7 protein-coding genes are annotated in these 15,335 nt (G+C 43.1%); 5 read left to right on the top strand and 2 right to left on the bottom strand.

Features of this window, described 5'->3' with window-relative positions:
• Positions 1–336: 336 nt before the first annotated feature.
• The 5 genes from NXR94_RS08640 to NXR94_RS08620 all read left to right on the top strand — a co-directional run bounded on the left by NXR94_RS08640 (position 337) and on the right by NXR94_RS08620 (position 11,864).
• Positions 337–3,612, top strand: a complete 3,276-nt coding sequence (locus NXR94_RS08640) for a SusC/RagA family TonB-linked outer membrane protein (RefSeq protein WP_258104219.1) — start codon at positions 337–339, stop codon at positions 3,610–3,612.
• A gap of 25 nt (positions 3,613–3,637) precedes the next feature.
• Positions 3,638–5,995 (top strand): RagB/SusD family nutrient uptake outer membrane protein, encoded by a 2,358-nt coding sequence (locus NXR94_RS08635; protein WP_258104218.1) that lies wholly within the window; start codon positions 3,638–3,640, stop codon positions 5,993–5,995.
• A gap of 195 nt (positions 5,996–6,190) precedes the next feature.
• Positions 6,191–8,125 (top strand): GDSL-type esterase/lipase family protein, encoded by a 1,935-nt coding sequence (locus NXR94_RS08630; protein WP_258104217.1) that lies wholly within the window; start codon positions 6,191–6,193, stop codon positions 8,123–8,125.
• A 53-nt stretch (positions 8,126–8,178) separates the two neighbouring features.
• Positions 8,179–9,375, top strand: coding sequence for a mannonate dehydratase (gene uxuA, locus NXR94_RS08625; protein ID WP_258104216.1), 1,197 nt, complete (start codon positions 8,179–8,181; stop codon positions 9,373–9,375).
• Positions 9,376–9,380: 5 nt separating this feature from the next.
• Positions 9,381–11,864 carry a glycosyl hydrolase 115 family protein gene (locus NXR94_RS08620; RefSeq protein ID WP_258104215.1) on the top strand — a complete coding sequence of 828 codons (2,484 nt, stop codon included), beginning with the start codon at positions 9,381–9,383 and terminating at the stop codon, positions 11,862–11,864.
• Here NXR94_RS08620 and NXR94_RS08615 read toward each other — a convergent pair.
• Both NXR94_RS08615 and NXR94_RS08610 read right to left on the bottom strand, forming a co-directional pair.
• Positions 11,861–13,348 carry a GDSL-type esterase/lipase family protein gene (locus NXR94_RS08615; RefSeq protein ID WP_258104214.1) on the bottom strand — a complete coding sequence of 496 codons (1,488 nt, stop codon included), beginning with the start codon at positions 13,346–13,348 and terminating at the stop codon, positions 11,861–11,863. The two genes, NXR94_RS08620 and NXR94_RS08615, sit on opposite strands and share 4 nt — an antisense overlap.
• Before the next feature lie 11 nt (positions 13,349–13,359).
• Positions 13,360–15,309: a GDSL-type esterase/lipase family protein gene (locus tag NXR94_RS08610; RefSeq protein ID WP_258104213.1), complete on the bottom strand. Its 1,950-nt coding sequence runs from the start codon at positions 15,307–15,309 to the stop codon at positions 13,360–13,362.
• Positions 15,310–15,335: the final 26 nt, after the last annotated feature.

Genomic DNA, 15,335 nt, shown 5'->3' with positions numbered 1-15,335 from the left:
TCTAATGATCTATTTCAAGAAAACAGAAGTCCTTGCAGAAACGACTAGTTGATCAGTACATCACAATCTTATGGTGTTTTCGACCCAAATTTTATGAATTATTCGATTTATTCTTCCGTTTAGAAGCCAAATACGAGAATGACACCCTTTTTCAACGAATCTGATGAAATTCCCGCACCTGGGTTTGCTCTATCATTGTATTGTGCAATAATCAAAGATTGAATTTGATTAGATGAAACTAAACAACTGATTAATCTGATGCCATGATTTTGGATTCAAACGATGAAAAGTTTGGGTTCAGGATCCAGATCATTTCTTAACAACTTAACTGATAAAATGAGAGTATTGACAAATCTGAAAACTTGTCTCGCAACATTGTTCATGGTGATGGCAACGATTGCGCTGGGACAACAGTCGACGGTCACAGGGGTCGTGACCGATTCGGAAACCGGGGAGACCTTGCCTGGTGCCACGGTGCTGGAAAAGGGCACGACGAATGGGGTCGTTACTGATTTTGATGGCAATTACCGGCTAACTGTGGGTGAGAATGCTACACTGGAGATTTCATTCGTAGGCTATATGAATAAGCAAGTGGTAGTTGGAGCCAAAACGATATTGGATATTTCGCTTGATAGTGACATCCAGAGCCTTGAGGAGGTCGTTGTTGTAGGTTATGGTGTTCAGAAGAAAAGTGATGTAACGGGAGCACTTTCAAGTGTTTCGTCTGAGGTGATTCAAGAGCGACCTGTACCTAATGCGGTGGAAGCCTTGCAGGGTAAAGCAGCCGGTGTGGATGTGGTTTCGAATCGCAGACCTGGGGAAGTAGCATCAGTACAAATAAGGGGAAATAAATCACTTAATAGATCTCAGCCAGTTCTTTATGTTGTAGATGGAGTGATTCTAATGGGAGACTTAAATGATATCAATCCCCAGGATATTGAGTCTATAGATATTTTGAAAGATGCTTCCGCAACTGCTATTTACGGTGCCCAGGGTTCTAATGGTGTAGTGCTGATTACTACAAAGAAGGGAAAAAATGGAGGTGTCAATGTGAACCTAAACAGCTCATTTAGTTTTGATATTTTGAGTTCGGTAACCGATTGGGCATCTTCCGGGGAATTGCTTGATCGAAACAGGTTGGCCTTCCAAAATCATCCCAGTTCAGCAGTTTATCAATATGACTACCCACACCCGGCTGAAGACATCAGGGTGTTTGGCAAGAATGATTACTACATGATCCAATCGATTAGAGAAGGGTACGAATGGTATGATCCAGGAACTTACACTTCTGTTAAAACGAGGGAAACCACCCAGGCTGAACGTGATAAGGGTTGGCCTGCTTTCGTTCCACTTTATAATTCCAAAAAAGTAGGCGAGTACGATTGGTTTGATCTGCTGACAAGAACAGGGCTAACCCAAAACACCAACATTTCTGTTTCTTCCAGTACTGAGAAGTCGAACGTATATTTCTCTTTGGGCTATTTAGATAACAAAGCACCACAAATCAATCAGGGATATGAAAGATATTCTTTAAGAATTAATGGCGATGTTTCTCCTGCTGATTTCTTGAAATTTGGAGGATCTCTGTCAACCACATACTCTAGCCAGCAGTATGGCTCGGTATACCGGGTTGGAAGTGCTACCGGTGCAAGAGATTTGTTTGGTCTGGCAACCACAATGTATCCGATGGCGCAGCCCTATGATACACTTGGGGAGCTGATAGTTTTTCCGGGTAATAATGAAGGAGCACCCCTTTGGAATCCTTTGATCGACATAGACAATACGGAGGATCAAAGAATTAGAAATTACTTTCAGGGCACCATGTTTGGAGAGGTGCAATTCACTCCATGGCTAAAGTATAGGGCCAACGTCAGTGCCGGAATGAAGAATTTTCGCAGAGGACAATGGCAGGGAAAGGAATCCACAGTTAGAAGGACTGGCGACCCGGCATCCGGTTGGGCTGATTACTACACGAGCACAGGGCATCAATTGCTTTTTGATAATTTGCTTTATGTAGATAAGACATTCGGTATCCATACCATTGGAGCGACCTTCCTACACTCTTATCAGTATAGTCGCTTTGAGTCGATCGGAGCTTCTGCTACAGGGTTGATTAACGATACCCCAAAATGGTATGACCTGGCCTCCAATTTAACAGGATCAACTCCGGCTGGAACTGGTTTCAGTGAGCGTGTTATTCGATCCTACATGGCGAGATTGAATTATTCATTGATGGATAAATACTTACTTACAGCATCCGTGAGGGTAGATGGTGCTTCCGTATTGGCAGATGGAAATAAGGATGCGACATTCCCTTCTTTTGCTTTAGCCTGGAAAATGCATGAAGAAGGATTTCTAAAGACTATTCCGGTAATCAGCCAGATGAAGTTAAGAGCCGGATATGGAATTACGGGGAACCAGGGTTCGTTGGGACCATACGAGTCTACCGGGCCACTTGTAAGATATAGTTATGTGTTTGGAACATCAGTGGCGACAGGTTTCGTTCCGGTGAGCCAGTCAAACCCTTCATTAACATGGGAAAAAGTTGAGCAATTTAACTTTGGTGTGGATTTCGGTGTCCTACAGGATAGAATTACAGGATCTGCGGAGTATTATCGTTCCAGAGTTTATGACTTGTTGATGTCAAGGCCATTACCTCCTGTAGTAGGGTTGACCACTGTAGCAGCCAATGTTGGGGAATTGAAGAATCAGGGTGTGGAAATTACGCTTAATGCTGTCAATATTGATACCAGAAACTTCACATGGAAAACATCTGTGAACTGGGCGACTAACCAGGAGAAGATCTCTAAGCTTCTTAATGGTAAGTTTGATTTACCAGGTAATAACTGGTTCATCGGTAAGCCAGTCTCAGTGTTCCGTACCTATAAGACAGATGGTCTGTGGCAAAATACTCCTGAGGATCTTGCTGAGATTGACAAGTGGAAAGAGGGAAGTGGAATTGTTTTCCGTCCGGGTCAATGGAAGCCGGTCGATGCGATCACCGTGGATACGGATGGCGACAATATCCCGGATGCAGGTGATTATATTCTGGATGATCAGGACCTTTTTATCACGGGCAATCGTGTACCGGATTGGACCGGAGGTATGACTAATACCTTAAGTTATAAAAATTGGACATTGACGGCTTTCATATATGCCCGTATAGGTCAGGATTATCTTGCTTCTCTGGAACCTGGAGGCATTACTTCAAGTGGATACCTTTCTTATGCCAGACATGCAAAACCATCAGAGTTCTGGTCTGAGGATAACCCGGGAGGCAAATTTCCGGAGCCAACTATCCAAACAACCAATCAGGACGTAGCCAGAGGATCCAGAATAAACGACGGTTCTTTTGTGGCAGTAAGAAATATATCTCTGAAATATGATGTTCCGAAAAGTCTGCTGAATAGGATTCATACGAAAAAACTTGAAGTGTACGCTCAGGTCATCAATCCCTTCCTTTTCGGTGGAGATGTGGTGAAGGCAGGTATCAATCCTGATGACCCTAATGGTTGGGCATCTACTAACTCAGTTGGTGATCCTGTTGGCGGTCTCAATAATAACAAGGTGCTTCAACAGAGCTACGTGGTAGGTGTAAGGTTAAGTCTATAGAAGCGAACAACTAAAGGAATTAAAAATGAAAAAGCTATCAATAATAATATTAATCGCGGGTCTATTCCTTGGCTGTAAGGATGATGTACTTAAGGAAACCCCCGTTACAGTCCTGAACAATGATTTCTATACGACCATAGATGGATTAAATGGATTGGTAAATGGTACTTATCAGGTATTCAGATTTAAGCCCGATTATAACCCGGGTAACTTCCTGTTTGGTGCTTCCAATGATGTGGAGGTGTTTTTGAATAATGATAATCAGGGCAGGATTTCAAGTTCACTCTATCAACCTGACTCATGGGGTCCGGCGGCAGAAGGTGCTCAGGTCATAACCGACCAGATCAACTCCTTGCTTGGAACCACATCGGGTGGTGTTTCGGAGGGAATGTACCCAGTCATTACCAGGTGTAATATTTTCCTTGAAAATTATGCGAATGGTAGTGCGGAACTTCAGGATGTAATGGCCGAAGCTAAAGGTGAAATGCTATTCATTCGCGCTTATGCCTACTACCTTTTAACGAATGTTTTGGGAGATGTGCCTTTGATCCTAAATACTCCCAAAGGTTATTCTACGATTTTTTACTTCCCCAAATCTCCTATAGAGGATGTATACAAGGTGATGATTTCGGACCTTCGACAGGCGGTAGATATTCTTCCTGAGGAAGCGGCACAGCTTGGAAGAGTTTCAAAACCTGCCGCTGCTCATTTATTGGCCAAGATATACCTGAATCGTGCTCAGGCAGCTAATTGGGAAGGGGCAGAGACTCACCTTGATATGCTTTATAAAGGGAATGTATCTACTGACCTGGATTCGTCTATTTTCTACTCCACAATGGTTATCGATCAAAAGCAAGGAGAAACTGCTTTCGGTGGATTAGCTCCAAATTTTGGTGACCTATGGCAGGTTGACCCTAATGATCCGTCTAATTTGTTGAAGGATCATACGAGGGATTTGGTTAGTGAAATAATACTATCAACACAATACGAGGGCACCGGTCAGTTTAATGGTCGTTATGGAGGATCTCAGTTGATTCATATGTATGATCAGGACTACACAGTGCTTACTTGTGGTGTTTCTCGGAATGATATGACGTATCCAAGACCTTTCAGGGCTGTAGGTCCTAATGATTGGGCATATGATATGTATACCGACAGAGCCAATGATTCCAGATGGGCCAAGACCTTTATTCATGAGTACGCTGCAAATACGGATATTGGAAACCTGAACTGGACAGACGGAACGGCCTGGTACTATAACAATAACCTCAAAAGCAAGTACCCGGATAGATATGAGGGCAATGATGTTATTGATGGTGCTACCAAAATTGAACTGGAAGAACGTACCCTGGTATTTATAGAAAACTCAAAAGACGAGCCATTAGATTCACTTTGGGTGGCTAGTCAGCCGTACTTACTACTGGCAAGGTGGATTGCCGGCAGTCCTAATGGCGCAGGCTATTTTGATAGAGATGGAGGAGGGAATATTACAGGCCTGAAGGCTGGAATAACCATTGATCCGGACAACCCTGTTGTAACCGATGTAAGTAACAGGGAGGTAAGGTATCGAGTTGTCCCTGCCGGCGGAGGAAACATTAGCAGATATGGTTGTGATGCCGAGCCTTCTTCTTCACTGGCTTACTTGAGCCCTTCTAAATGGTGGGATAAAAACAGAGGTCTGGGTGTGAATGACCGTGGTCCTGGTTCTATTGATATACCATTGATCAGATTGGCAGAGACTTACCTGATAAGGGCAGAAGCCCTGGGTAGAAGAGATGGGCCGACTGCCGCTATTCCGGATTTGAATGTTATACGTAGTCGTGCAGCCTATCACCCAGGTGAAAATCGTTCTGAAATTTTGGCGACAATTGAGCCTGGTGTTTTAACTGGAAGATGGAATATTCCGGCTGGAGAAACTGTAGCTCCTTATGCGGTTGGTGCAGATTCATATACTGAGATTGAGATCACCGGAGAGGAGTGGGGTACCGGAGCTAAGGCTCAACTGGAGAATTATCCTCCAACAGCTACAACAGAAATGGACAGGTTTATTCATTTCATCTACAATGAAAAAGCGCGAGAATTCATTTTCGAGCAGATGATTACCGAGGATCTTCACAACGCGGGTATTTTGTATGATCGTGTGTATTACCGTGATTATTATGGAGCACCAAGCAGCTCCACGGGAACCGTTGATTACCCATTCCCGGTAGATCCTGTGGACCAGGGAGGTATTGTTGGAGCAACAGGTACCGGAAGAGGTTTATTTGACAAGCGTCATACGTTTAAGGCCTGGCCAATTCGCTATCTGAACCTTTTAACTGATGAGATTGGAGCGCCATTGGATGGGAACGCTATTGATGCTTATCAAAATCCAGGGTATTGATGCATCTGCTGGATAGTGAATTGAACTTATTTCATAATTCTATTCAAGGATGTAAATAGAATGACCTGCGGGTAACAAAGCCTTCTTTTGGTGAAGGCTTTGTTGTTTGCCTTAATTTAATAGACAACAATTGATATCATGAACTTACAGGTGTCAGACTTTCAAGCATCTACTTTGCTCAATAAATTATATGATATGAAAAAGTATCTCCTTGTTTTTCACCTCGTGACATTGATCGTTTTTTTTAGCGATGCAGGAGTAGCTTGTTCTTCTGAAAATATTGCGATCGATCAGGAGACCAGCACACTCATAGCCCCGGAGGGGATTTCCTACGAATGGTATTTAAATGGTGTCAGAATTGATGATATCGGTCCGGAATTGGAGATCTGTGAAAGTGGTAATTATGTTGTTAAGACCCTAATGATGGATGGGGAGCAGCGTATTTCAGAAATCACAGTTAATGTGGATGCTGACGGTACGGTTTACAGGATTTGGACCATCGGTGATTCCACCATGCAGACCTACACCGCTGGTTGGTATCCGAGAATGGGATGGGGTCAGGTATTTCAGGCCTTTTTTGATACTACTCATGTTGAAGTGATCAACAAGGGAGCAGGAGGGACCAGCTCAAAGAGCTTTTATGAAATAGCAGAATTATGGCCTGCCATTGTCAGTCAGTTGCAACCCAATGATTTTGTGTTAATACAGTTTGGGATCAATGATCGCTATAAGTCTGATCCAGCAAGATATTCTGACCCTACAGCACCTACTTCTCAGGTGGGTTCTTATAAATATAATCTCAAGAGGTACGTTGATGAATCCATAGCGAAAGGTGCTTATCCTATCCTGGTTTCCACCATCAGAAGGAATGAATGGTCAGGAACCACCAACGTAGACGGATATGGAGCTTATGCTCAGGCAGCAAGGGATTTGGCAAAGGAAATCGATGTGCCGATTTTAGATGTCGACAGCCTGGGCAAAATAGCCATGCACGAGGTGGGACAGGATTACGCTACTCAATTTTGGTACGTCAAAGACGATATTATCCATATTCAGGAGATGGGAGCGATTAAATGTGCCGAATTGGCTATCGAAGGGATGAAGCTTAATAGTGATGATCCAACCATTGCGAACTTGCTTCCACATCTTAGACCTACTTATTCCATCAATGTGACTACCAATTACCCGGAGGATGTATTAGTTACCCAAACTGAGCAAATCCCTTCGGGCCTGACCTTTACGTTAAATGCCTTTTACGATGATCAGGCCCTTGTGTGGGTGGGTTGGCATGATGGTGAGAATAATCGTGTGAGTTATGATCTTCCATATTATTTGAAAGTTGGCGATCAGAATTATTCGTTCGAGGCGAGAATGGATAATGATTTTTCCAAGCTTGATTGTAGCGGTGTTTATGAAGGAGGTGCATTTATTGATGGGTGCGGGGATTGTGCTGCTGGTCAAACTGGTATCAACGCCTGTTCTACTGGATTTGATGAAGCGCTGACTTATCAGTTTAGGCTGGTTCACTCTGATATGTGTATGACCCCGGACAATTATGTAGAACAACACCCTTGCACGGGCTCAAAAAATCAGGTATGGATGTTGGAGGCAGCCAGTGAGGGCCATTATTACATAAAGAATGTGGATTTGGGAACTTACCTCGTGAGCTCAGGGTCGGTTACGGTTATGGGAGCGACAGGAACCGAATGGAGAATTGAGCCTGACGGGGAGTTTTATCGTTTGATTGCCAAAGGAAATCTTAATGCTAATCTCGCGGTATCAGGTAAAAGTACGTTTGAAGGTGTAAGAATATCGACCATCAGTCGTACCTCATCGAGTGCTGCGCATTTGTTTCAAATAGAACCAAAAACGATATTATCAATAGGCAATGAGGGACTTCGGGTTTATCCGAATCCGGTAAATGCTGGTGAGCTTGTTCTGAATATTGACAATCAAATAGGAACGGTCAAAGTTGAATTATTTTCTTTAAACGGGAACAAGCTGATAAGTGAGGTTGTCATGACTGGTGTTGGAGAGCTTTCACTGGAAAAGCTTACCAGCGGTATTTACGTTTTCAAGGTTTACCAGAAAAATGAGGTGTTATTCCAGGAAAAGATAATTGTCCCTTAATCTTATTGACACATGCAAGCCCGTGAATATTAATAGCCATTATTCTTAAATAAATGAGGTTGGAAAAATCATGGAGATGGTTCGGGGAAAAGGACCCTGTTTCGCTCCAAGGGATTAGGCAAATGGGGGTAACGGGCGTGGTGACCTCGTTGTATCATGTGCCGGCTGGTGCCGCCTGGGATGCGAATGAAATCAATGACCTAAAAAATCGAATAGCTTCACATGGCTTAAAATGGAATGTTGTTGAAAGCTTGCCGGTGGAGGAGGGAATCAAAACCCATTCAAAAGAGTATGACCGTTTGATTGAGAATTATATCGGTTCATTAAAGGCGCTTTCGGAAAATGGCATTTATACTATTTGCTATAATTTCATGCCTGTATTGGACTGGGCAAGAACCGATCTTAGTTATCGGCTGCCAAACGGAGGGACCAGTATGAAATTTGATTACGCTGTTTTTGCTGCGTTTGATCTCTTCATACTTCAACGCCCAAATGCGGAAAAGGATTATGATCAGAAAACCCTTTTGTCCGCTGAAGAGGTCATTCAGAAGTTGAGCAAGAAGCAACAAAACGAACTTGCTTTCAATATCATCGTAGCCACGCAAAGTTTTATACATGGTTCAGTCAGTGATCCCAATAATTTCTGCGGACAATTCCTTCAGCTTCTGGAGCGCTATTCCGACATCAATGAAGATCAATTGAGACTTAACCTCAAATGCTTTTTGGATGACATATTACCATATGCGGAGAAGTACGGGGTGAAAATGGCCATCCACCCCGATGATCCACCATTTTCATTGCTGGGGTTGCCCAGGATAGCCAGCACATCGGATGATTTTGAATGGATTTTTGAAGCCAATAAATCGAATTCAAATGGATTGACGCTCTGTTCGGGATCCCTGTCGGTAGGAGACGAGGACGTATGCGAAATAGCGTCCAGATTTTCCGAAAAAATATACTTTGCACATCTTAGAAATAATGAAGTTGCAGGTTATAGAGTTTTCTATGAAAGTGGTCATTTAGAGGGTAGGGTGGATATGATAAAACTGTTGCGCATTTTGCTCGATGAGCAAGCAAGGAGATCGCAGGTAGGAGTTGATTACGCCATCCCTGTCAGACCCGATCATGGTATTGCAATACTTCAAGATGAAATCCTGGGACACAACCCTGGTTATCCACTGTATGGAAGGTTCAGAGGGTTAATGGAACTATCCGGGGCTGAAAGGGCAATATTGGAGTTGAAGGTCTAGTCATTATGCTCAAGAAAAACATTTTTAGAATAATTGGTCTGATCCTGATCAGTGTTTCATGCGCTGATGGGGTTGAGGATTCAAAGTTTGTCATCACTAAGGACTCGAAGGATATCCGCATCTGTGTTGATCAAAATGCAGATGACCTGGTTAAGTGGGCGGCAAAGGAACTTTCCGATGATATGGAGGATATCCTTGGTCGAAAGGTTCCGGTTGTCTTGATAGATGATGTTATTGAAGGGGCCTCTGATATTTACATCGGTACCATTGAGGATAAGTTGGTGCAGGGTTTGTCAAAAAATTATCTTCCTTCACTACAGGGTAAATGGGAGAATTTTGTTGTTGACCTAGATCAGCGTAATCTGGCCATTGTGGGAAGCGATATCAGAGGTACACTGTATGGCGTGTTTGATTTAGCTGAAAAAATGGGCATTTCTCCATCGTCCTGGTGGGCAGATGTAGTTCCAACCCAAAATGATAGCATTGTCATTGATATGCTTACCTATGATAGTCAAAGGGGGCCATCTGTTCAGTTTCGCGGAATTTTCTTAAATGACGAGGATTGGGGGCTTCAGCCCTGGGCAGCGCATACATTTGAGCCGGAAACCGGGGATATAGGGCCCAAAACCTATGAGAAGATATTCCAGCTCCTATTAAGATTGAAAGCTAATACCATTTGGCCAGCCATGCACCCATCCACTCAGGCGTTTTTTAAAGTTTCAGGAAACCGCAAAATGGCCGAGAAATACCATATAGTGGTAGGCACTTCCCATGCCGAACCAATGCTAAGAAATAATGTGGATGAATGGGACCATGAGCGGTATGGAGAATTTAATTATTTCACGAATGAAGATGGGATAAAATCGTACTGGCAGGAGCGGGTTGAACAAACCAAAAATGGTGATTATCTCTATACAGTAGGAATGCGCGGCATTCATGATTCGGGAATGGAAGGAGAGGCGAGTCGGGAGGAGAAAATTCAGATGCTGGAAAAGGTGATTGAAGATCAGCGCACCATGTTGTCAAATACATTGGGGAAGTCAGCTAAGGAGGTGCCTCAAGTCTTTGTTGCTTATAAGGAGGTGTTGGAGTTGTACGACAACGGATTGCTGGTGCCTGAAGATATAACCCTGATGTGGAGCGATGACAACTATGGTTACATAAGGCGGCTAAGTGATCAAGCTGAGCAAAAAAGAGAAGGAGGAAGTGGTGTTTATTATCATTTGAGTTATTGGGGTCGTCCTCATGATTATTTATGGCTCTCTACCACGCAGCCGGGATTGATATGGTATGAAATGACCAGAGCTTTCCAAAATGGGGCAAAGAAGATCTGGATTGCAAATGTTGGTGATATTAAGCCCGCGGAATACAATATGGAGTTTTTCCTTGATCTGGCGTGGGACGTTAATAGTATTAGCGAAGAAACAATTCATGAACACCTGGTTGATTGGGCTAGCCGGGAATTTGGCAATTCGGTAGGAAAGGAGGTGGCAGGTGTAATGGATGAGTATTATCGACTGGCATTTCTGCGAAAGCCCGAATACATGGGGTGGAGTCAAACCGAGCCAACAACTTCAACACGGATGACCGGGTTTACAACGTCCAATAACAACGAGATACAGCGAAGAATTGATGCGTATATGCGACTTGTTCATCGGGTTGAGAGTATCAAATCAAAACTTGTAGAGAATCGGGATGCCTTTTTTCAATTGGTTGAATACCCGGTCAAGTGTGCTGCTTTTATGAACCATAAATTTTTGTATGCCCAACAATCTGCGATTGAGAAGGATGAGCAACAAAAAAGTATGTTGAACCTGAAGGTGCAATTGGCTTTTGATAGCATAGTTACCCTAACTGAAAAATACAATAAGGAGATTTCTGATGGAAAATGGGATCATATGATGAGTATGAAACCCAGAGAGTTGCCTGTGTTTGACTTGCCTGAATATCATCTTGCGGATGAATACCCGGAATCAGCTTCTGATGTGACAAAGAGTGATGAATCTACACCAGTGTTCATTCAGGGGTCTGACTATTCGGAGGCAAGGTCTTTCGATAATTATGTATGGAAGACCATAGCGGGCTTAGGATATAGTATGTCAGGTGTTACTTTATACCCTTTCGAACATAAAGTTTTCAGTCAGGAGTCACCTTATCTGGAATATAATTTTGAAGTTAAAAACCCGGGTAGTTACCTGATCAGGATTCGCTGTCTGCCTACCCATTCCAATGATTTTAATCACAAAATATGGATTGAAACGGATAAGGCTACCTCTGAATCCATATCACTAAATACAAAGGGTAGAAGTACAGACTGGAAGGTTAATGTATTACGCAATTACCAGGAGGCTGCTTTTCCGGTGAATTTTGAACGCTCCGGTGAGCAACGATTAAGGGTATATATCAATCAAACAGGAATCGTAATTGATCAAATTTCAGTGAACCCTATTGGATATCCGGAGTACTATGAAATACCAAATAAGGATTAATCCTTTAGGAATTTAGCCTTGATTGTTTCGCCACCATTTCCGATTGTAAGCAGGTACATTCCACCGGGAAGGTTGGCAATATTAATTGGAATTAAAGATTGATGTTTATCGGACATCAGTTCAGTTGCTCGCACCATTTCTCCCGATAAATTGTAGATTTTAACCTGTAATAATGTTGCTCTGCTATTGGTGATTGCTACATTCAGGACCTTATGTGCGGGGTTGGGGTAAAGCCTGGTATCCTGCAAGTAAATTTCATTACTCAGCATCAGCTCCAAAGAATTGACAATGAAAGCCTTTTTTGTCGTAAAACCATCACAGATGGCTTGAACTTCTGTACGTCCGGTAGCACTTGGGTGAAATTTTATTGAGGTGTCGCTCTGAGCACCAAAAGTACCTTCCCCATCTATCAGAGACCAGCTGACATTCGAGGTGTTTTCGGCCATCGCAATACCCTTCTGATCAGTGAATTCCAGGTTTAGTAAAGTGGCTCCTCCCATTTTATAATCCTCAGTCGCTAATGAGATGGAAATTCCCGTTTTTACCGGCTCGTAAGTATCCAGGTATAAAGAGTAAGACGCAGTATTGTCCTGGCCTATAGCTGTAAGCGTATATACCTTGTTTTCCACGATCACCTCAGCAGTTCCATTTGGGTCAACTGCTTTTCCATTCAATTCAGCGGAAGTAGCGAAAAGGGTTTTCCAGGAGAGTGTGGCATACCCACCCACAGGAGCAGGGGCCAGTTGTTCAAATACGGATACAAAGGCTAGCCCCGCATCTATCTGATGGATCAAATCTGTTGTCATCAATGTGTCGTAAATGATTTGAGCAATAAGTCCTGAGCCCTCCTTATTGGGGTGCAATTTATCAGGAAAAAGGTCTAATCTGTCTTCTAAGAGAGCATGCAGGTCGATTTTAGTGGCACCTGTTTGTTCTGCCACCAGATCAATTAACGGGATAATCTGATCCACAACGATGCTGTCGTTATGGCTATTATCGAAGGTGGTGCCATATGGATGACCCTCCCAAATGGGCGGTGGATAGCACACTATGAATTTTGTATTTGGGTTCCTGAATTGAAAGGTATCAATCATAGCCAGATAGTCACCGAGAAATTCATCTCCCCATGCCTCCCAACGATAAGGTTTACTGTCATTAGTTCCCAAAAGGATCAAACAGATATCAGGCACATATTCCAGGGCGTTTTTGAACTCATCCCGGTTCCAGATAGGAAGTTCTGCACTTCGCATCATGGTATGTGCAGATACTCCATAATTCATGATTTCCACGGTGTCATTGAAACTGGTAGCTAAGAGAGCTCCCAGCTGAGCACCATAGTTTTCAGTTGCGGGGTTATCCAAACCGGCACCATAGGTAATACTATTGCCAATTAAGGCCATTCGGACCTTGTATTGCTGAGCATTTGCACCCCACGATATGAGGGTAAGGATCAGTATGGAAATAGGGGTTTTAAAATGAGCCATATCTATAGATGTCAATTCTTAATAATCAACATCCCTTTTGAATCGTCCTTCGAGTCTATCTGAAGTATGTAGGTCCCTGGCTTTAGGTCTTTACCAATGATGCATTCTGAAAGGCAATCCCCTGTTTCCAGTGTGGTGCCCGATAACGTTAAGATCCGATAGGATTGTGGTGCATTAAGTTTTAAGGTTGCCGAATCTTTAAAAGGATTGGGATAAAACGTTACTCCTTCAAGCTCAGGAGTATTACTCAGTGGGTCAGCTATTTCAATATCACAAATGGTTGCGTACAAGGCGGCATCATAGCTGATGAGAACCAATCCAGTATTGAGATCAGTTTTGAGATCTGGGAAAACGAACTGAACCAGGTGGTTTCCTTTTAACAAACTAAAGTCAAATTTCTGAACGATAGGATTGTCTGAGGCAGCCTTCAGTGAGACTCCACTATAAGCTAGTTTTTTGTCAATGTAAACATCTACCAATTGCCCACTTTGAGCATTGGTATATTTAAAGCCCACAGAAAAGTCAGCATCTTTTCCGGCTCTAAGGGTATATTCAATAGTATCTGTTTGGCCACTCGTGAATTGGTAGTAACTGACAGACTTATCATATTCTGTTTTGGTCACCAATTTTCCGCTGGAGGAACAGGCGTTATTGAGAAGTTTTGTGCATTCGGTTGTATTGTTGATGCCATCAATACAAATGTCACAAGCATCAAAGTAGCCTGAGCCACCTTCCATTCCCATACAATCGATCGTTACTGCTTTGTAGGTTGATGCGCTTGTTGCAGAGGTAAACTCATAAGTGCGATCTGTGGTGAGTGTTTCTCCTGCTCCATTTTCCCATCTTACAAAAGTGCCCCCTTCATTCATGGTGGTTTTTAAAGTGACATGAGCCCCTTCCGGTAGTTTAATGGGCTGCGAAATCATGCCGGCGTTTACATTATCCAGCGAAACGTTGACCTGATAACGATCTTTTGCTGCTCCTTTGAGAAAAGTTATGTCACTGTCCGCTGTTTCAAGGGCTTCCAGACCATCAATGATTAATGTGGCCATACTCAACGCCCCCATTTCCTGAAAGTGAGTCCAGAAATCTGACCATCCATCAGGATAATTTGGATATTCGCCTACTTCAAGTCCCATGAAAAGGTACCATTTCGCATATTCTACACTCACCTTACTCAATAGCTGATAAGAAAGCATATTCAGGTCTATAAAATGAACGTCCAGTTCCGTAGCTACATCAAACATGGCCCCCCGGTAATCATTGGTGCCTTCTGTAAATACGTTTCTGGGGTATGAATTCATCATCATCGGGCTAATCAGAATGGGAATAGCGCCCTTTTCGCGGGTTTCGTTTACATAAAGTCTTAAGTATTGTTTGTATTGGGCAGTATCGGTATAACGTTCGGGTTTACTGTAGTCCCGGTCATTATGACCCCATTGAATAAACACAAAATCACCCGTTACCAGCGCATCTCTGACAGGGGTCCATCGACCTTCCTCATGAAAGCTTCTTGAGCTACGTCCTCCTATTGCATGGTTAGAGACGCTTGCCTGGGCATTGTCAAAGAACAATTGGAGTACCTGACCCCAGCCCATCATTGGGTAACTGGAGCCATTGTAGGTCTGAACCGTGGAGTCTCCGATAACATAGATTGTCCGAATGGCTTCGACACTTACTACTACAGAAATGGTACTTTCCCTGGAGATACCATTTTCGGTAGTGTATTTAACAGAATAGGTGCCTGAGTTATTTGCTTTTATCTTCTGGCCACGCTCCATCACCATCAACTTACCATCCAGGTACCACTCATAGTTTGCTCCATCCGGGGCAACCAATTCCTTGGAGGATTGCTCTACGCGAATATGATTGACAGAAGCATAAAGAGATGTGAGCGACACTAAAAGTAGCAAAAGGATGAAGGACCTTTTTGCATCGAGTGTAGAATAAAAATTCATCATAGTGGGAAAATACGTGAGTATATAAT

Origin of the sequence: Marinoscillum sp. MHG1-6 (assembly GCF_024714475.1) — a bacterium.
Classification (GTDB): domain Bacteria; phylum Bacteroidota; class Bacteroidia; order Cytophagales; family Cyclobacteriaceae; genus JAMZMI01.
This window is presented reverse-complemented; position numbering and strand designations above follow the sequence as displayed.